We start from the raw sequence: 18,356 nt of genomic DNA on the forward strand, positions 1-18,356 counted from the left end.
ACCTTATCCCAGGCGGGATCAGCGTGATCGAAGCGCCCGTCCGGGATTGGCGCCGGTCAGCTCGCCGCCGGTCAGCACCCGAACGCCGGAGACGAGCACGTCGTCCACGCCGTGCGCGGGGGTGCGCGGATCGGCGTACGTCGACCGGTCCGACACCGTGAGCGGGTCGAACACCACCAGGTCGGCGACGTGTCCGGCGCGTACCAGCCCGCGCCGGTCGAGCCCGAACCGCCGGGCCGGGTGGGAGGCCAGGTGCACGACCGCCTGCTCCCACGTCCAGTCGCCCAGCTCGCGGACGTGCCGGCCGAGGAACCTGGCGAAGGCCCCGAACCCGCGCGGATGCGGATGACCGCCCACGTAGATGCCGTCGGAGCCGCCGGTGTGGGAGGGATGGCGCAGGATCCGGCGTACGGACTCCTCACCCGCCGGGCCCTCGTCGGGACGCGCGGAGACGCACCCCGCCTCCAGCCGCGTCGCCACCAGCAGGTGGCGGCAGAAGGCGGCGGGGGTCATGCCGGCCCGCTCCGCGGCGTCCGGCAGGGCGAGCCCTTCGGCCCATTCCAGGCCGGGCGCGTGGGAGACGGTCAGCCGGGGGTAGACCTCGCCGAGCCCCGCCCACCAGTCGTCCAGCTCGGGCGCGGCGATCATCTCCAGCGCCGCGCCGGTGTCGGCGCCCGGCACGGACGGCGGCAGCACCACCATGGCCAGGATCGTGCTGCCGCGCAGGTAGGGGTAGGTGTCGAAGGTGAGGTCGACGCCGTCGTCGTGGGCCCTGCCGACCAGCGGCAGCAGCACGTCGGCCGGCCCGTGCAGGTGCGAGACGTGCACGGCCGCGCCCGAACGGCCGGCGATGTCCACGACCTCCGCCATGCCGACCCCGGCGTTCGCGCCGTAGGCCCGCATGTGGGTGACGTACGGCAGGCCGCCGAGCGGCGCGCACAGGGCGGCCAGCTCGGCGGCGTCGGCGTAGCGGCCCGGCAGGTACTCCAGCCCGCTGGACAGCCCGACCGCGCCCTCGGACAGGCCGCGCTCGACCCGCTCGACCATCGCGGCCAGCTCCGCCCGCGAGGCCGATTCCGGCGAGGGCCCGAGGACGTCGTAGCGGATCGTGCCGTGCGGCAGCAGGTAGGCCGTGTTCAGCGCCACCGCGCGGTCGTAGCCGTCGAGCAGCTCGGCCACGCTCAGCGGGCCCTCGTGCAGGGCGCCGTTGACGGCGGCGAAGTAGCGGGAGGCGTAGGCGACGGTCTCCGCCGACCCCGGCGCGAAGGACAGACCATCCTGTCCCAGGACGAACGTGGTCACCCCCTGCCGCAACGCCGCGAGCTGCACGGCCGGGTCGAACACGGCCGCGTCGCCGTGCGCGTGGCAGTCGACGAAGCCCGGCGCGACGAACCGGCCGGTCGCGTCGATCACCGTCCCGGCCTGCGCGCCGCCCAGCCTGCCGACCGCCGCAACCTCCTCGCCCGCGATGCCCACATCCGCCCGGTACGGCGGCGCGCCCGTGCCGTCGAGCACCCGGCCGCCGCTGATGACTACGTCGAACCTCACACCAAGATTCAATCAGAGCCGCGCGAGGACGCCGATGGGCACGTGACCGAGCGGACGACGGGCCGCTCGGCCAGCAGGTCCCTGGCCCGCGCGCGGGCGAGGTTCCAGCCGTTCCACGGGTCGGGACGGTCGAGCCCGTTGGCGCGGACCACGTCGGCCAGCACGCAACTGCGCTGCGGCTCGGGCAGCCGGTCGAGCGCGGGCACGGCCTCCGCGCCGAGGTCGCCCAGGTAGTCGGAGTCCATGTTGGTCACGCCGCGCACCTCGACCTGGGTCTGCGCGACCTGCAGATCGGGGTTCACCATCGCGAACGCCCCCAGGCCGAGCCCGGTGACCAGGACGATCGTGCGCGGCAGCCAGCCGGAGCCGCGGCCCGCCAGGCGTACCGCCCCGGCCAGCAGCACCAGCGCGAACAGCGCGCCCAGCCACCACACCGTCGCCTGCACCGAGATCCGCAGCCGCGACAGGCCGTAGGCGTCGGTGTAGAGGCTCATCCGGTGCAGGGCCGAGACCAGCACCACCATGGTCAGCCCGCACAACACGCCGAGCATGACGGCCAGCAGCCAGCGCTCGCCGCGCTCGGTCCGCAGCAGCCCCCCGGCCACCGCGACGATGCCCAGCACGAACACGCTGACCACCACGAGCTGGAAGAACCCCTGCCTGGCGTACTCGGCGTAGGTCAGGCCCGCCGTCCGCAGCACCCAGCCGTCGCCGCCGAACAGCACCCTGATCTGGACCGCCACGAACGCCGTGAACAGCAGGTTCACCGCGACCAGCGGAACCAGCCACACGCTCCTGCTCACGCCGAACTTGTGCTCAGGACCGACCGGGTCGATCACCGGCCGCAGCGCGACCAGCACCGTGGCGGCCAGCAGCACGGCGACGAACCCGAAGACGAAGATCCGCGAAGGCACCGAGTCGGCCCAGGCAGGGGTGCTGGTCAGGCGCTCGACGTACGCGGCGAACACCGCGTCGGCCGAGGCGAACAGCAGCCCGAACACCAGCACCAGCACGACCGTGATGCCGAGCCCCGCGAGCACCGGCAGGATCCGCCGCCTGGCGGTCAGCTTCCGCAACGGCCCGGCGAGGAACCACGGCACCGGGCCGAGTGCGAGCACCACGGACATGCCGCCCCTGATCACGCCCAGCCAGCCCGCCCCCGCCCCGGACACCGCCAGCGCGCCCAGCCCGGTCCCCGCCATGAGCAGGATCGCGACCAGCCAGTCCGCGTCGCGCACGGCCGTCATGGAGATCAGCCAGTACGCCGTCATCCCAAACGCCAGCGTCCACGGGGTCGTCCTGCGCAGCACGGCCGGCAGCGCCGCCGCGCCGAGCACCATGGCGACGAGCACGATCCCCAGCCCGACCTGCGCGTCGGGCAGCGCCACGGCGGCGAACACGCCGGCGCCCGCGGCGGCCGGCAGCAGCCAGCGCGGCGGCGCGGGCAGCTCGGGCCTGGGGAAGAGCGGCGGCGGCACATACACCTGCCCACCCCCGCCCCCTGCCCGCCCGGCCCCCTGATAGGCGGCCTCCTGGTGCGCGGCGCCTTGATAGACGGCACCCTGGTGCGTCGCGGTCTGGTAGGCGGCCTGGTAGGCCGCCGTTCTGCGCGCTGAGCCCGCGCCCAGCGCCATGCCGAGCGCGCCGCCCAGGGCGGTCACCATGACGAGGGTGACGAGCGCGAGACCGTCGCCGACGGTCATCGAAACCAGCACGGCCGCGAACAGACCGCCCAGAAACCCGACGATCACCCCGAGGACCCCGCCACCGACCATTTTGGCCAGCCCCCCGCTTCCAACCCCCACCGGAGCCACCCCCGCCGACACGGGCTGCGCCGCACCGCCTGCCTCATGGGCCCCGCCTCCTGCGGGCATGCCTCCCCCTGCGGCAGCACCGATCCCCGCGGGCATACCGATCCCTGTTGTGGCGGTGGACGCTGCGGAGATGCCAGCCCCTGTGGTGGGGCCAGCCACTGTGGGGATGCCGCCCTCTATGGGCGTCCCAGCCTCTGTGGTGGCCCCAGGCCCTCTGGGGGCGCCGGACCCTGCGGGTGCGTCCAGCCCTCTGGGGGTGCCGGACGCCGGGAGCGGGCCGGGGTCCGTCATTGCCGGCGCGGGCGGCGCGTCCTCGGCCGTGGCCGGCCGGACCGGCGTTCCCGAGGCAGCCGCGCCCTCCCCTGCCGTCGCGCCCTCCTCCGCCGTCGTGCCTTCAGCCGCCATCTGGGGCGCCGGGGTGGGGGCGGTGGGGACGGCGCCGCCTGCGTGGGCGGCGGTGGCTGGGGGGAGCGGGTCTCTCAGGTGGTCGTTGTGGCTCCGGTTCGCCCCCGTGTCGAACGGTGTGTCCGTCATCGTCGTCCTTCCTGGTAGATCGACGACCATGCGGCACCCCGCGCACTCGTCGATGCGGATCGACCCCCCGTGCAGCTCCACGACCTCCTTGACGATCGCCAGCCCCAGCCCCGCGCCCCCGGAGTCGGCCGCGCGCCCCGCGTCCAGCCGGGAGAACCGTTCGAACACCCGCCCCCGGGCCGCCGCCGGGATGCCCGGCCCCTGGTCGGCCACCACCAGCCGAGCCCCGTCCCGCTCCGCGCCGCACGCCACCGTCACCACGCCCCCGGGAGGGCTGTGCCGTACGGCGTTGTCCAGCAGGTTCGCCAGCACCTGCGCCAGCAGGTCGGGATCGGCCCGCACCCCCAGCCCGGCGGGCGCCGACGCCTCGATCGTGACGTCCTCACGAGCCAGCGACGCCTCCCGCACGGCCTGCTCGACCAGCGGCGCCAGCGCGACGGCCTCGGGCTCGATCAGCCGGACGCCGGAGTCCAGCCTGGACAGGTCGAGGAGCTGGGCGACCAGGCGGCCGAGCCGTTCGGTCTGGGCGAGCGCGGTCCTCATGGTGACCGGGTCGGGCGCGGAGACGCCGTCCACGACGTTCTCCAGCACCGCGCGCAGGCCGGTGATGGGGGTGCGCAGCTCGTGGCTGACGTTCGCGACGAGCTCGCGCCGCTGCCGGTCCACCTCGCCGAGGTCGGCGGCCATCGCGTTGAACGCCCTGGCCAGCTCGCCCACCTCGTCCCGCGAGGTGGCGCTGACCCGCAGGCCGTAGCTGCCCTTGGCGATCGTCTGGGCGGCCCTGGCCATCTGGCGCAGCGGCTTGGTCATGCCCATGGCCAGCACCTGGACCATGATCAGAGCGAGGATGACCGCGACCACGATCCGGACGTCCCGGGTGAACCCGGCGTTCAGCCCGACCTCGTTCACCACGAACGCGGTGCCCACCGCCAGCACGATGACGATGCCCAGCTTGACCTTGATGCGGCCGAGGAAGTCGAGCGGCCTCATTGCCGGACCAGGGCGTAGCCCACGCCGTGGACGGTGCGCACCACGTCGGAGCCGAGCTTGCGGCGCAGCGCGCGGACGTGGCTGTCCACGGTCCTGGTCGCGGCGGCCTCGGAGAAGCCCCACACGTCCGACAGCAGCCGGTCGCGCTCGAAGACCTGCCCGGGGCGCTCGGCCAGCCGCCGCAGCAGGTCGAACTCGGTCCTGGTGAGCTGGGCCTCGATCCCGCCCACGAACACCCGGCGCGCGGCCGTGTCGATCTCCACCTCGCCCACCCTGATCACCGTGTCCTCGACGGCAAGCTGGGCGGCCCGCTCGACCCGGCGCAGCAGCGCGTGGATCCTGGCCACCAGCTCGCGCATGCTGAACGGCTTGGCCAGGTAGTCGTCGGCCCCCACCCCCAGCCCGACCAGCACGTCGGTCTCCTCGCCGAGCGCGGTCAGCATGAGGACGGGCACCGGGCGCGCCGCCTGCATCCTGCGGCACACCTCCAGCCCGTCCAGACCGGGCAACAGCCGGTCGAGAATCACCAGGTCGGGCTCCGCCTTCCCGTACTGGACGAGGGCGTCCTGCCCGTCGCCCGCCACCCGGACGTCGAAACCCTCGGCGGCCAGCCTGTTCCGCACGGCCAGTGCGATCGTCACATCGTCCTCGACCACGAGGACACGCCGCTGCTCTGCCACGTACGAAAGCCTAGAAGTGCGCTGTGCAGACGACACTCCATAATTTGTGCACATCTGGTGCAGACTTGCCGCGTGAACACCGCTGGCTACCTCAGCCGTCTGGGCCTGTCCCACCTGATAGACGCCCCCGCGAGCGCCGAGGGCCTGCGCGCGCTCCACGTGGCGCACGTCGAGAAGGTCGCCTACGAGGCGCTGGAGATCTGGCTCGGCCGCCCCACCTCCCTCGATCCCGTCGAGTCCGCCGAGCGCATCATCAGGGGCCGCGGCGGCTACTGCTACCACCTGAACGGCGCCTTCTCCGAGCTGATCAGGGACCTCGGTTACGACGTCACCAGGCACGTCGGCGGCGTGCAGAACCCCGGCAGCGAGCCCGGCGTCACCGGCAACCACCTCGTGCTGACCGTGCGGGGCCTGCCGAGCCAGGACAACCCGGGCGGCGAGTGGCTGGCCGACCTCGGCCTCGGCGACGGCGTGCACGAGCCGCTGCCGCTGGTCGCGGGCGCGTACCGGCAGGGGCCGTTCACGTACGTCCTGCGGCCGTCGCAGGTCGCGCCCGGCGGGTGGCGGTTCGACCATGACCCGAGTGGTTCGTTCGTGGGGATGGATTTCGAGCGGACCCCGACAGAGATGTCCGCTTTCGCTGATATGCACAGCCATTTGTCGACGTCACCGTCGTCGGGGTTCGTGCGCACCGCCGTCGTGCAGAGGCGCGACGCCTCGGGCGTGGACACGCTGCGCGGACTCGTCCTGACCCGCGTCGGCGCCGGCAGCCACTCGATCACCCTGGACACGGCGCGCGACTACTTCGCGGCGCTGGCCGACGTGTTCTCGCTGACCTTCGACGACCTGACCGACCAGGACGAGGAGCGGCTCTGGAGCAGGCTGCACGACGCCCACGAGGCGTGGCTGACCGGCCGGACCGCGTGATGGCCGGGCGGGCCGGGCGAGCGCTATCGTGCACTCGACATGGCTGAGACCAGGAAGCTGGCCGGGCGCTACCGGCTGCTCAACCCCCTGGGCGCGGGGTCCGTACGGCTGGCCTTCGACGAGACGGAACACCGCGACGTCGCGGTCAGGGAGCTGCGCATCCCGCCCGAGTTGCGCGAGTCCGCGCTGCACGAGGCGCGCAGGGCCGCGGGGCTGCGGCACGCCTCGATCGCCCGGGTGCTCGGCGTGCTGGTCGAGGACCGGGTGCCCTGGCTGGTCATGGAGTTCGTCTCGGGGGTGTCGCTGGAGCAGGCCGTACGCGCGCGGCAGCCGCTGCCCGTCGTCCAGGTGGCCAGGATGGGCGTCTGCGTGTTGTCGGCGCTGTCCGTGGCGCACGCGGCCGGGATCGTCCATGGGCAGGTCAGCCCCGGGAACGTGCTGCTGACCGGCACCGGGAGGGCGGTGCTCACCGGGTTCGGGGTGCCGAGCCTCAGCATGCGGCCCTCGGCCGACCTGTGGTCGCTGGCGGCCACGCTGCACTTCGCCGTCGAGGGCCGCCCGCCCGGCCAGGTGCCCGCCGAGGGCGCCGACCCGCTGCGGTCGCTGATCCGCGCCATGCTGCATCCCGCCGGGTCGCCGCCGGTGGAGGTGGTCCGCGAGACGCTGGAGAGACTGGCTCTCGACCAGCCGCTCGACCAGGTCGTCCGCGCCCTTGGACCGCTCCCGCCCGCCGAGGTGGCCGAGATCGGGCTCGCCCTGCTCGACCAGCTCCAGGCCATGGGCGGGCGGCACGGGGCGGTGCAGCCAAGCGGCGTGCTCATCTCCGACCAGGGGCGGGCCACGCTGGTCGCGCCGCTGCGGTCGGGCACCGTCCCGGCGTACACGGCTCCGGAGGGGGTGGCGAGCCCGGCCGCTGACCTGTGGTCCCTGGGGGCGACCCTGTTCATGGCCGTGGAGGGGGTGCCGCCCGCGCCGGGGGCGTCGCTGGCGCGGGCCGGGGCGCTGGCTCCCGTCCTGGTGCGCCTCCTCTCCGGCAATCCGGCCGACCGTCCCGCCCCCGAACTTCTCCGGCACGAGCTGCGGGCGGTCATGGGCCCGCGCCGATGACCCGCGTGCCCGTCCTGCCGCGTCCCGTCGACGCCGCCACGCGGGACGCCGGCCGGTGGTGGCCGGTCGTGCCCGCGGCCGTCGCCGCGGCGGCCGGGTTCTGGGGGCTCTCGGGGCCGTCGTTGTGGCGGGACGAGTCGGTCAGCGCGCTGGTCGCGCGCATGCCGTTCGGCGAGCTGCGCCGCTTCCTGGCCGACCTCGACGCCGTCCACGCCCTCTACTACCTGCTCCTGCGGCCCTTCGCCGCGCTTCCCTGGCCGCCGGAGATCGCCGTCCGGCTGCCCTCGGTGCTCGCCTTCACGGCCGCCGCGCTCGGGGTCGCGGCCCTGGGCCGCCGCCTGGCCGGCACCCCCGCCGGCCTGTACGCCGGCCTGCTGTACGCCCTCACCCCCATCGCCGCCCGGTACGCCCAGGAGGCCCGCTCGTACGCCCTGGTGAGCGCGGTCGCCGTGCTGGCCACGTGGCTCCTGGTCAAGCTGCTCGACCGTCCCGGCGCGGGGGTCTGCGCGGCCTACGGCGCGAGCGTGGCGCTGCTCGGCTGGCTGCACCTGTACGCCCTGCTGCTCGTCCCCGCCCACCTGCTCACCGCCTGGCTGCCCGCCCTCCGCCGCCGGCTCACCGCGAACCCGATGCCCGCCGTCGTGCGGTCGTCGGCGGCGGTCGGCGCGGCGGGAGCGGCGCTCGTGCCGCTGCTCGTCCTGGCCGCCGGTCAGCGGGACGCCCAGGTCTTCTGGCTCAGGACCCCCGGCTGGGCCGAGCTGGCCGCCTTCCCCGGCGAGGTCGCGGGGGCGGGCGCGGTCGTGCTGTTCGCCGCCGCGCTGTGGGGAGCCGTACGCGCCCCGGCCGTGGCGGTGTGGGCGGTGCTGCCGGTGGCGCTGTCGTTCGCGATCTCCCAGGTCCAGCCCGTCTACCATCCGCGTTACGTGCTCTTCGCGGTGCCGCTGCTCGCGGTGCTCGCCGGGATCGGCCTGGCCGGGGTGCGGTGGCGGGCCGTGCCGGTCGCCGTCCTGGTGCTGTTCGCCGTGCTCGTGTCGCCCGCACAGGCGGCGATGAGGCAGCCCGCCGCGCGTCCCGACGACCTGCGCGCGCTGGCCGCCACGCTGGCCGCGGAGGAACGTCCGGGCGACCGGGTGTTGTTCGTGCCGCAGCGCTTCCGGCTGTTCGTGGCCGTGTACGGCGCCCCGTACGACCGCCTGACGGACCTCACCCGCGCGCCCGGCGCGCCCGGCCCGCGCACGGCCGCCGAACTGGACACGGCCCTCAAGGGCGTGGACCGGGTCTGGCTCATCTCCCCCAGGATCGGGACGAAGTACGCCGACGACGAGCGCTACCGCACCCTCAAAAGAACGCTTGTCCCAGGACAGACCCGCACATACGGCTCGATCCACCTCACCCTCTGGTCCCGCAACAATTGAGATACATCGCGTCATGGAACCTCAGGCACGGGTCCACTCGTTGGACGGGCGACGCAGAATGTGGGAGAGGCGGGGCGCGGGCTCCGCGTTCGGAGGAAGCCAGGGATGTCGCCAGTTCAGAAGTACGTCATCGGCGCAGGCGCCGCGGTTCTGCTCTCGCTGATCTTCTTGCCGGGCTGGATCACCCTGCTGGTGGTGCTCGGCGCGGTCGCGGCGCCGGTGGTCGGCTACCTCATGCTCGACCCGTCGCAGCGCGAGCGGCTCAAGCGGGCCCGCAGGCGCGGGATCGGCGGCTGAGGCCCGCGGGCCGCGGCGGGGGTCGTCAGGCCCTCGCCGCGCTCAGCTCCGACCGCACCCGGCCGTGCACCCTGCGCTCCACGTAGAACGACAGGAACGGGACCGTGCCGCCGAGCATGACCCCGAGCATGTACGGCCAGCTCCAGCGTGCCTTCATGCCCAGGTTCATGACGGTGATGAGGTAGATCATGTACAGGCCGCCGTGGATGGGCGCGACGATCTTCGACAGCTCGGCGGCGCCGAAGCCGTAGCGCAGCACCATCGCGACGCACAGGATGAGCAGCATGACGCCGACCACGTAGGCGAGCACCCGGAAGGGCTTGAGAGCCGATTCCACCGTTAACCTTCCAGAACCATCTCGGGGGACTTGTCGCGGTCCCGATCCGCCCGTACGGCGTCGCGTACGAAGTGGAACCACATGAAGACGGCGAATCCAGCGAAGATCCACCAGTTTGCGGCATAAGCCAGGTTACGCCAGGTCAGCGTGCCACCGACCTCCGGCGGCCGGATCTTCACCTGCGTGAGCGAGCCGGACGGCGGCTGGGCCACCAGGAAACCGGTCCGCAGCTTCTGGCCGGTCCACAGGTTGATCAGCTCACCGGTGGACACGGTCTGCACCTGGCCCGGAGGCAGCCCCTCCGCCCGCCGCTGGACGCTGTCGGTGCCCTGCTGGCCCCGCAGCCGCCCGTGCACCGTGACCCGGCCCTGCGGCACGGCGGCGACGCCCGGATCGTCCGCCTCGGCCGCCCAGCCGCGCACGACCGGCATCAGCGTGCCGTCGTCGAGCCTGATCGGGGTGAGCACCCAGTAGCCGTGGCCGCGTGAGACGTTGCCGCCGGGGGCGTCGACGTCGGGCCGCCGGTCGGCGACCAGGAGCTGCCGGGCGGCCTCGTACGTGCCCTCGGCGACGACCCTGCGGCCGACGGCCTCGCCGTCCATCTGCCCGCCCACCTGGGCCAGCGTGGCGACGCCCACGGGGGCCGGATCGACGGCCACGTGCGGCTTGCCGGAGTCCTGGAACACGCCGAGCTGCCAGCGGCCGAGCAGGATGAAGGCGACGAGGACCCCGATCGTCAGCAGATGCAGCCCCACGACGCGGGGTGAGAGCAGGGTCCGGAGCATGCCTCAAAGCTATCCGCCGGGGGGAGTGGTCCCCTCATCAGCCCGTGCCTATAGGTAGTGGCAAAGGGGTGCAAATGGACCATGCCATCGCGCTAGGCTGCTGGCCATGTCTGACCAGCATATCGATCCCGCGGGCAACACCCAGCAGTTCCGCGCCTTCGCGCAGCGCCAGGAGCAGGAGGCCGCGGCGGCCCCCAAGAAGTCGCCGCTGCTGCCGATCCTCGCGGTCGCCGTGGTGATCGTGATCATCGGCGTCGCCGCCTTCCTGCTGCTCCGCTAGCACCCAACCGCATACGGACACCCCACCCGCCCCGACGCCGTGGCGGGTCTTTGTCGTCTCCGCACACACTGCGCATACCGGCCGGCCGATGTGACGGGCTTCATGTCCGGGACTGGACCAGCGGCTGACGCCTGACTACATTGGACGATATGTCCAATACGTGGGACATCAAGCCGCGCCGGGCGCGTTTCTCCTGGGAGAGGAGGTTCGGTGGCTGAGCCAGGACTGGTGATCATCGGCACCGGCTTCGCCGGGATCGGCATGGCGATCAAGCTCAAGGAGGCCGGCTACCACGACTTCGTGATCCTGGAGAAGGCCGCCGACCTCGGTGGCACCTGGCGGGACAACACCTACCCCGGGTGCGCGTGCGACGTGCCGTCGCACATGTACTCCTACTCGTACGAGCTGAACCCCGGCTGGACGCGGATGTTCGCCCCGCAGGCCGAGATCCGGGACTACCTGCGCACGTGCGCGGACAAGTACGGAGTGACCCCCCACATCCGCTACAACAAGCACGTCACGTCCCTGGAGTACGACGACGGCCACCGGACCTGGACGGTCACCACGGACGACGGCGCAACCATGCGGACGAACGCGATCGTTTCCGGCATCGGCGCCCTCCACATCCCGAAATTTCCGGAAATTGCGGGGAGGGAATCCTTCGCCGGCCCCTCCTTCCACTCCGCCGAATGGGACCACTCGGTCGACCTGACCGGCAAGCGCGTCGCCGTCGTCGGCACCGGCGCGTCCGCCGTCCAGTTCGTCCCCCAGCTCGCCCCCCGGGTGCGCGAGCTGACCGTCTTCCAGCGCACGCCGCCGTGGATCCACCCCAAGCCCGACTTCGCCTTCTCCCCCGCCGCCCGGCGCGTCCTGGCCCTGCCCGGCATGGCGCGGGCCCTGCGCGGAGCCATCTACTGGGCGCTGGAGAGCCGGGCGCTCGGCTTCGCGGTGCACCCGCGCCTGATGAAGGCGCACGAGGTGCTGGCGCTCAAGCACCTGGCGGCGCAGGTGCCCGATCCCGGCCTGCGCCGCAGGCTGACGCCCGGCTACACGATCGGCTGCAAGCGCGTGCTCGTCTCCAGCGACTACTACCCGGCCCTGACCAGGCCGGACGTCACCCTGGTCACCGACGGCATCGCCGAGATCCGGCCCCGCTCGATCGTCACCACGACCGGCGCGGAGCACCCGGCCGACGTGATCGTCTACGGCACCGGCTTCAAGGTCGTGGAGGCCCTCCAGGACCAGCGCATCACCGGCCGGAACGGCCTGAAGATCCAGGACGCCTGGCAGCACGGCATCGAGACCTACCACGGCATCACCACCGCCGGCTTCCCGAACCTGTTCTTCCTGCTCGGCCCCAACACCGGCCTCGGGCACAACTCGGTCGTCTTCATGATCGAGTCGCAGGTCCGTTACGTCATCGAGTGCCTGCGCCTGCTCTCCAGGACCCAGGCCAGGGCGCTGGACGTCAGGAAGGACGCCCAGGACGCCTTCAACCGCCGGCTGCACGCGCGCCTGGACCCGCTCGTGTGGAACGCGGGCGGCTGCCGCTCCTGGTATCTGGACGAGCACGGAGTGAACCGGACGATCTGGCCGGGATTCACCTTCGAGTACTGGGCCCGTACGCGGAAGGTGCGGCCGGAGGCGTACGAGCTCATCTACTGAGGACGGCGGGTCACCTGCGGCCCAGCGCCTTGAGCTGGACGGGGGTGAGCGCGGAGACGTTCTGGTCCACCGGCGCGTCGGCGTACTGGTGGATGGTCCAGGTCTTCCAGTCGGCGGGGGCGGCCACCTGGCCGGGGCCCTTGCCGTAGCGGGCCACCCACAGCGGGTACCGCTGGAGGCCGTGGCCGTACTCGTCGGCGAAGTTCCAGCCGCTGTAGAACAGCGGCGTGACGCCGGTCCTGGCCTGGACGTGCGCCAGCCACTTCTTGGCCCAGGCGTTGACCTCGGTCACGGACCGGCCGTCGGCGGTCTCCAGGTCGAGCGCGAGCAGGTCGCCCCTGGCGGCCGGCTGCCGGTCGACCACGGACAGGAAGTGGTCGGCCTCGGCGATCGGGTCGTTCGACGGGTGCCCGTAGTGGTAGGCGCCCCGCACCTTGCCCTTCGCGCCCAGGTCGGCCCAGTGGCGGGCGAAGGAGGCGTCCACGCGGGTGGCGCCCTCGGTGGCCTTGACGATGCCGAACGCGGCGCCGCTGGCGGCCCAGTCGTGGTCCGGCTGGTAGTGGGAGACGTCCTGGCCGTAGGTGAGGCCGTCGGCGTGGGCGGGGGCGGACGTCAGGCCGAGGCCCGACACGGCGGCGGTGGCGGCCAGCAGGGCGCTCGCGTACAGCTTCTTGACGTTCGGCTTCACGGGGTTCCTCCTGAGGGCAGGCGGCAGCCGCCCACGGGTGTCTGTCGGGATGCCGCGACGGCGGCTGATGCGCTGCGGCAGGCGGTTCCCGCCCGGCGGCATGGCGCGTCGCGATGCCCGTTACAACCCCGTGACCTGGGCAAACATTCCCTCATGCCGGGGTCAAGCCGGCGAGTGGCGGCGGCCCGCGAGGGGGCCGCCGCCGTGCGCGCTCAGCGCGGGTCGACGACCAGGGCGCTGCCGCCGCCCCGCCGTACGGGCTCGGCGACGGCCTGGACCAGGCCGTGGCCGCGCAGTTCCAGCGCCGTGGCCGCGCCGATCTCGGGGTTCAGCACGAAGCCGTGCCCCTTGGCCTCCAGCTCGGCCCGGTACTTGTCGAGGAACGCCTGCTCGGCCTGCGTCTGGGCGGTGTTGCGCTGCGTGGCCCGCGGCGCGGCGAGGGCGTCGGGCAGGCTCATGCCGAATTCGTACCGGTTGACCAGGATCTGCAGCACGGTCGTGATGATCGTCGAGCCGCCCGGCGAGCCCGCGGCCAGCACCGGCCTGCCGTGGTCGAACACCAGCGTGGGCGCCATCGACGAGCGCGGCCGCTTGCCGGGGCCGGGCAGGTTGGGGTCGCCGGGGGCGGGGCCGAAGGTGAAGTCGGTCAGCTCGTTGTTGAGCAGCACGCCGCGGCCCGGCACCACGATGCCGTTGCCGCCGGTCGACTCGATGGTGAGGTTGTAGGCGACCACGTTGCCCCAGCGGTCGGCGACGACCAGGTGCGTGGTCTCCGGCCCCTCGTCCGCGATCGGGGTCGCGGTGCCGGTCGGGGTGGCGCAGGCGCCGTACGTGCCGTCGGGGCTGCCGGGAGCGACCGGGCTGGTCAGTGCCCGGTCGCCGATCAGGCAGGAGCGCTCCTTGGCGAACCCGTCGGACAGCAGCTCGCGCAGCGGCACGCCGGGGATGTCGCCGACGTAGGCGTTGCGGTCGGCGAAGGCCAGCCTGGACGCCTCCAGGTACTCGTGCAGGCCCACCTTGGGCAGGGCTTCGAGGATGTTGAGCGCCTCGCCGACGGTCGAGCCGCCCGAGGACGGCGGGGCCATGCCGTAGACGTCCATGCCGTTGTAGGAGATCTTGGTGGGCTCGCGCAGGAGGGCGCGGTAGTCCCGCAGGTCCGACAGCTCCATCAGGCCGGGCCTGACGTTGCGGGTGCTGCCGGGGGTGACCGGCGGCTTCTTCACGGTGGCCACGATCTCCGCGCCGAGCCGGCCGCCGTACAGCCAGCCGGGGCCGCGCCGGGCCAGTTCCCGGTACGTGTTCGCCAGCTCCGGGTTCTTGAACACCGAGCCGACCGGCGGCGGGGCGCCGTTCGGCAGGTAGAGCCGGGCCGTCGAGGCGATGTCCTTGAAGCGGCCGGCGTTCGCGGCGGTCTGGTCGTGGAACGTCTGGTCCACGACGAAGCCGCGGGAGGCCACCTCGATGGCGGGCTGGAGCGCCTGGCCGAGCGAGAGGGTGCCGAACCGGCGCAGGGCCAGGTCCCAGTGCGCCAGCGTGCCGGGCACGCCCGCCGACAGACCGCTGGTGACGCCCTCGTCGAACGGGATGCCCTCGAAGCTGGTCGCGGTCATCGCGCGCGGGGCGGTCTCGCGGCCGTCGATGGTGACGACCTTGCGCTGCCTGGCGTCGTACAACACCATGAAGCCGCCGCCGGTCAGGCCGGCCGAGTACGGCTCGGTGACCCCGAGCACGGCTCCGGCGGCCACGGCCGCGTCGACGGCGTTGCCCCCGCGTCTCAGCACGGAGATCGCGGCCTTGCTGGCGTCGAGGTCGACGGTGGCGACGGCGCCTCCGTACCCCTCGGCGACCGGGGCCTTCTGCTGGGGGCCCGCGGACGCGGGCGCGGCGGGCAGGAGTGAGATGAGGACTGCTGCTGCGGAGAAGATCACACGGCGCATGGTGTCCACGATGACCCAGCTACGCCCGTCGTGGTAGGGCCCCCTCGGACAAGGGGATGATGTCGCGCGCGCCGCCGGTGGCCTAGCGTGGAGGCGTGCGCTGGAAGTCCGGTTTCGACCCTTATCTCGCCCTCATCGTGGCGGTCGCCCAATTGGTGATCGCCCAAGGCGCGACGTGGGGCCAGCAGCGCCTCCTGAGGGAGCCGCTCGACCCCTACGCGTACGCGTTGCTGCTGGTCGGGCCGCTGACCATCCTCTTCCGCAGGCGGTTCCCGCTGCTGACGGTCTCCGTCGCGCTCGCCGCGATGGACCTGTTCCTCATCGGCGGCTACGCCTACGGCCCCGCCTTCCTCAGCCCGGGCGTCCTGCTGTTCCTCCTGGTCACGGGCGGCAGACGGCTGATGGCCTGGACGATGGCCACCATGACGGTGGCCTCGCTCCTCAGTTACGCCTGGTGGGTGGGCAACCGCGACCTGTTCCACAGCGTGGCGATCCTGGCGTTCATCCTGCTGTTCATGGTCGTGGCCGAGCTGGTCAGGATCGTCAGGGAACGCCAGGCAGAGCGCGAGCGCGTCGCGGAGGAGGAGGCCAGGCGGCAGGCCAGCGAGGAGCGCCTGACCATGGCCCAGGAGCTGCACGACGTGCTCGCGCACAACATCTCGCTCATCCACGTGCAGGCCAGCACCGCGCTGCACCTCATCGACGCCAACCCCGAGCAGGCCCGCTCGGCCCTGGCCACGATCAAGACGGCGTCCAAGGAGGTGCTGGGCGAGATGCGCTCGGTGCTCAACGTGCTGCGCGAGGGCGCCCCGCGCTCCCCGACGGCCGGGCTCGACCGGCTCGACGACCTCGTCCAGCGTTCGGGGATGGAGGTCTCGCTCCGGCGGGTGGGGTCGCGGCCGCTGCCGCCGCAGGTCGAGCGGGCCGCGTATCGGATCGTGCAGGAGTCGCTCACCAACGCCGCCCGCCACGCGCCCGGCTCGCGGGTGTCAGTGCGCCTGGAGTACGGCGCCGAGGAGCTGGCCATCGTGGTCGCCGACACGGGGGCGACCAAGCCCGCCGTGCTGTCGGAGGAAGGCAGCGGCAACGGCATCCCCGGCATGCGCGAGCGCGCCTCCGCCCTGGGCGGCACGCTCGTCGCCGGCCCGTCGGGCGGCGGCTTCCAGGTCGAGGCCCGTCTGCCCCTACCCGAGGAGAACCCAACGTGATCAAGGTGTTGCTCGCCGACGACCAGGCGCTGGTCCGGGCGGGCTTCAAGGCCCTGCTGGACGCCCAGCCCGACATGACGGTGGTGGCCGAGGCGGCCGACGGCGCGGAGGCGGTGCGCCTGGCCGGCGAGCACGCCCCGGACGTCGTGCTGATGGACATCCGCATGCCCGGCACCGACGGCCTGACCGCCACCCGCCTGATGCCGCCCGGGCCGCACATCATCATCCTGACCACCTTCGAGCTGGACGAGTACGTCTTCGAGGCGCTGCGCGGCGGCGCGTCCGGCTTCCTGGTCAAGGACACCGAGCCGGCCGAGCTCATCCAGGCCGTGCGGGTGGTGGCGGCGGGCGAGGCGCTGCTGTCACCGAGCGTGACCCGGCGGCTGATCGCCGAGTACGCCTCGCGCGCCAAGGAGCCGGTCGCCACCCAGGGCCTCGACCAGCTCACCGAACGCGAGCGCGAGGTGCTCTCCCTGGTCGGCACGGGCATGACCAACGACGAGATCGCCGCCAAGCTGTTCATGTCGCCGGCCACGGCCAAGACGCACGTCAGCCGGGCCATGATGAAGCTGCACGCCCGCGACCGCGCCCAGCTCGTGGTCATCGCCTACGAGTCCGGTCTGGTCAAGCCGGGCTGGCTCTGACGGCGGACGGCCCCGCGCCGAACCACGCCCGCGCGGCCTCGGCCAGGCCGCCGGTCCCGGCCCAGGCCACGTACCCGTCGGGGCGGACGAGCAGCACGTCGGCGGGCGGCTCGGCGCACCGCGCCCGCACCACGTCGATCCAGCCGCCCTCGGGCAGCACCGGGTCCGGGTCTTCGCGGAGGTCGAGCAGCAGCGGGCGTCCGGCCCGCAGCAGCCCGGCGGTCCGCTGCTCCCCCGCCGCCGTGCTCAGCGGCAGGTCGGGGAGGAACCGGCCGGCGAGCGGATGCGGGTGCTCCAGCCCGGGCGCGGGCGGGTAGCGGGTGTCGGAGCCGTGCAGGAGCGCGGCGAGCCGGCGCAGCGGCTGCTCGTCGGCGAACAGCTCGGCGAGCAGCGCGCGCAGGGCGTCGCCGTCCTCGCCGGGGGCCCGTTCCAGCGCCGCCTGGGCGCGGGTCTGGGCCAGCGCCCGCGCGGCCACCGGACGGCGCTCCTCCTCGTAGGTGTCGAGCAGCCCGGCGGGCACCCGTCCGAGCAGCACGGCGGCCAGCTTCCAGGCCAGGTTGGCCGCCTCCGTCAGGCCGACGTTGAGGGCCGACCCGCCCGCCGGGAACAGGTGGGCGGCGTCCCCGGCCAGGAACACCCGCCCGGCCCGGTAACGCTCGGCGAGCCTGGCCTGGGCGACCGTGCCGGACAGCCAGATCGGCTCGCCCAGCGGCAGGTCCCGCCCGATCACCCGGCGTACGGCCGCGCGGAAGTCGTCCGGGGTCACCGGGCCGCCGGGCAGCGTGCCGCGCTCGCGCACGCCCGCGATGAGCACGCCGGGCCGCAGCGAGGTGAGCAGCAGCCGGCCGGCCGGGGTGCGGTTCCAGCCGGGTTCCAGGCCTTCGACGCGCGGCGCCTGGAACGGGCCCTGCTCGTCGCGGGCGAAGTGGCCGAGCCGCAGCACCTCGTCGTCGGTGGTGCCCGGGAAGCCGATGCCCGCCAGGGCGCGGACGGTGCTGTGCCCGCCGTCGCAGCCGACCACGTACCGGGCGCGGGCCCGGCCGGTGGACAGCTCCAGCGTGACGCCCTCCTCGTCCTGGGCCAGCCCGAGGACCTCGTGGCCGCGCCTGATCTCGGCCCCGAGCCGGACGGCCCGCTCGGTCAGCAGCCGTTCCAGCCGGGGCTGCTGGATCAGCAGCAGCCGCAGCGGCATGTCGTCGTGCCCGGCGAAGCGCAGCGGCACCTGCCCGAACGGGAACCCCGGGGCGGGGTCGGCGAAGCCGCTGCCCTCGGCGAGGACGCCGAGCAGGCCGCGGTGGCCGAGCAGCTCCACGATCTGCCCGGCGAGCCCGTTGGCCTTGGGCAGCTCGCTGGGTTCCGGGCGTTTGTCCAGCACGATCGGGCGTAAGCCGGCCAGCGCCAGCTCGCCCGCGAGCATGAGCCCGACCGGGCCCGCTCCCACGATCATCACGTCGTCCATGCCTGTCAGGCTAGATTGACAAAATCTCGCCTGTCAATCTA

16 protein-coding genes are annotated in these 18,356 nt (G+C 73.3%); 8 read left to right on the forward strand and 8 right to left on the reverse strand.

What is annotated here, in order from left to right:
* Positions 1-18: 18 nt before the first annotated feature.
* The 3 genes from ACIBK9_RS43595 to ACIBK9_RS43605 are packed head-to-tail and all read right to left on the reverse strand — an operon-like array spanning position 19 to position 5,566.
* Positions 19-1,548, reverse strand: coding sequence for an amidohydrolase family protein (locus ACIBK9_RS43595; RefSeq protein ID WP_397164867.1), 1,530 nt, complete (start codon positions 1,546-1,548; stop codon positions 19-21).
* 8 nt (positions 1,549-1,556) lie between these two features.
* Positions 1,557-4,886, reverse strand: a complete 3,330-nt coding sequence (locus tag ACIBK9_RS43600) for a DUF4153 domain-containing protein (protein ID WP_397164869.1) — start codon at positions 4,884-4,886, stop codon at positions 1,557-1,559.
* Positions 4,883-5,566, reverse strand: coding sequence for a response regulator transcription factor (locus ACIBK9_RS43605; RefSeq protein WP_387668586.1), 684 nt, complete (start codon positions 5,564-5,566; stop codon positions 4,883-4,885). Before ACIBK9_RS43605 ends, ACIBK9_RS43600 begins: the two co-directional genes overlap by 4 nt.
* Positions 5,567-5,638: 72 nt before the next feature.
* Here ACIBK9_RS43605 and ACIBK9_RS43610 point away from each other — a divergent pair, with 72 nt between their 5' ends.
* The 4 genes from ACIBK9_RS43610 to ACIBK9_RS43625 all read left to right on the forward strand — a co-directional run bounded on the left by ACIBK9_RS43610 (position 5,639) and on the right by ACIBK9_RS43625 (position 9,312).
* Positions 5,639-6,493: an arylamine N-acetyltransferase gene (locus ACIBK9_RS43610; protein ID WP_397164871.1), complete on the forward strand. Its 855-nt coding sequence runs from the start codon at positions 5,639-5,641 to the stop codon at positions 6,491-6,493.
* A gap of 39 nt (positions 6,494-6,532) precedes the next feature.
* On the forward strand, positions 6,533-7,600 hold the full coding sequence (locus ACIBK9_RS43615; RefSeq protein ID WP_387668590.1) for a protein kinase: 1,068 nt from the start codon (positions 6,533-6,535) through the stop codon (positions 7,598-7,600).
* A complete protein-coding gene (locus tag ACIBK9_RS43620; RefSeq protein WP_397164873.1) occupies positions 7,597-9,015 on the forward strand; it encodes a glycosyltransferase family 39 protein in 1,419 nt (472 codons plus the stop codon). The genes ACIBK9_RS43615 and ACIBK9_RS43620 overlap by 4 nt, the downstream gene beginning before the upstream one ends.
* Before the next feature lie 105 nt (positions 9,016-9,120).
* Positions 9,121-9,312 (forward strand): hypothetical protein, encoded by a 192-nt coding sequence (locus ACIBK9_RS43625; RefSeq protein ID WP_352322643.1) that lies wholly within the window; start codon positions 9,121-9,123, stop codon positions 9,310-9,312.
* A 25-nt stretch (positions 9,313-9,337) separates the two neighbouring features.
* Here the strand turns inward: ACIBK9_RS43625 and ACIBK9_RS43630 are convergent, their stop codons facing one another.
* Positions 9,338-9,649, reverse strand: coding sequence for a DUF3817 domain-containing protein (locus ACIBK9_RS43630; protein WP_352349459.1), 312 nt, complete (start codon positions 9,647-9,649; stop codon positions 9,338-9,340).
* A 2-nt stretch (positions 9,650-9,651) separates the two neighbouring features.
* Entirely contained in the window at positions 9,652-10,434 is a 783-nt protein-coding gene (locus ACIBK9_RS43635) for an SURF1 family protein (RefSeq protein ID WP_397164875.1), read from the reverse strand.
* Between the two features lie 106 nt (positions 10,435-10,540).
* On the opposite strand from ACIBK9_RS43635, the gene ACIBK9_RS43640 reads away from it, so the two are divergent.
* Both ACIBK9_RS43640 and ACIBK9_RS43645 read left to right on the forward strand, forming a co-directional pair.
* A complete protein-coding gene (locus tag ACIBK9_RS43640; RefSeq protein WP_357990759.1) occupies positions 10,541-10,714 on the forward strand; it encodes a hypothetical protein in 174 nt (57 codons plus the stop codon).
* A gap of 210 nt (positions 10,715-10,924) precedes the next feature.
* Complete coding sequence (locus ACIBK9_RS43645; RefSeq protein WP_397164877.1) at positions 10,925-12,379, forward strand: flavin-containing monooxygenase; 1,455 nt, start codon at positions 10,925-10,927, stop codon at positions 12,377-12,379.
* Positions 12,380-12,389: 10 nt separating this feature from the next.
* Here the strand turns inward: ACIBK9_RS43645 and ACIBK9_RS43650 are convergent, their stop codons facing one another.
* Both ACIBK9_RS43650 and ACIBK9_RS43655 read right to left on the reverse strand, forming a co-directional pair.
* On the reverse strand, positions 12,390-13,067 hold the full coding sequence (locus ACIBK9_RS43650) for a glycoside hydrolase family 25 protein (protein WP_397164878.1): 678 nt from the start codon (positions 13,065-13,067) through the stop codon (positions 12,390-12,392).
* Between the two features lie 212 nt (positions 13,068-13,279).
* Positions 13,280-15,004, reverse strand: coding sequence for a gamma-glutamyltransferase family protein (locus ACIBK9_RS43655; RefSeq protein WP_397164880.1), 1,725 nt, complete (start codon positions 15,002-15,004; stop codon positions 13,280-13,282).
* Positions 15,005-15,099: 95 nt separating this feature from the next.
* On the opposite strand from ACIBK9_RS43655, the gene ACIBK9_RS43660 reads away from it, so the two are divergent.
* Together ACIBK9_RS43660 and ACIBK9_RS43665 are read left to right on the forward strand one after the other, a co-directional pair.
* Positions 15,100-16,212 carry a sensor histidine kinase gene (locus tag ACIBK9_RS43660; RefSeq protein WP_397164882.1) on the forward strand — a complete coding sequence of 371 codons (1,113 nt, stop codon included), beginning with the start codon at positions 15,100-15,102 and terminating at the stop codon, positions 16,210-16,212.
* Entirely contained in the window at positions 16,209-16,856 is a 648-nt protein-coding gene (locus ACIBK9_RS43665; RefSeq protein WP_352349443.1) for a response regulator transcription factor, read from the forward strand. The genes ACIBK9_RS43660 and ACIBK9_RS43665 overlap by 4 nt, the downstream gene beginning before the upstream one ends.
* Here ACIBK9_RS43665 and ACIBK9_RS43670 read toward each other — a convergent pair.
* Positions 16,837-18,315, reverse strand: a complete 1,479-nt coding sequence (locus ACIBK9_RS43670) for an FAD-dependent monooxygenase (RefSeq protein ID WP_397164884.1) — start codon at positions 18,313-18,315, stop codon at positions 16,837-16,839. The genes ACIBK9_RS43665 and ACIBK9_RS43670 overlap by 20 nt on opposite strands.
* Positions 18,316-18,356 lie beyond the last annotated feature (41 nt).

This window comes from Nonomuraea sp. NPDC050227 (assembly GCF_044459705.1).
Lineage (GTDB): Bacteria > Actinomycetota > Actinomycetes > Streptosporangiales > Streptosporangiaceae > Nonomuraea.

Coding starts and splice junctions, on each gene's coding strand:
- ACIBK9_RS43635 (WP_397164875.1), bottom strand. CDS start 10,434: ATGCTCCGGACCCTGCTCTCACCCCGCGTCGTGGGGCTGCATCTGCTG.
- ACIBK9_RS43655 (WP_397164880.1), bottom strand. CDS start 15,004: ATGCGCCGTGTGATCTTCTCCGCAGCAGCAGTCCTCATCTCACTCCTG.
- ACIBK9_RS43600 (WP_397164869.1), bottom strand. CDS start 4,886: ATGAGGCCGCTCGACTTCCTCGGCCGCATCAAGGTCAAGCTGGGCATC.
- ACIBK9_RS43670 (WP_397164884.1), bottom strand. CDS start 18,315: ATGGACGACGTGATGATCGTGGGAGCGGGCCCGGTCGGGCTCATGCTC.
- ACIBK9_RS43620 (WP_397164873.1), top strand. CDS start 7,597: ATGACCCGCGTGCCCGTCCTGCCGCGTCCCGTCGACGCCGCCACGCGG.
- ACIBK9_RS43615 (WP_387668590.1), top strand. CDS start 6,533: ATGGCTGAGACCAGGAAGCTGGCCGGGCGCTACCGGCTGCTCAACCCC.
- ACIBK9_RS43640 (WP_357990759.1), top strand. CDS start 10,541: ATGTCTGACCAGCATATCGATCCCGCGGGCAACACCCAGCAGTTCCGC.
- ACIBK9_RS43625 (WP_352322643.1), top strand. CDS start 9,121: ATGTCGCCAGTTCAGAAGTACGTCATCGGCGCAGGCGCCGCGGTTCTG.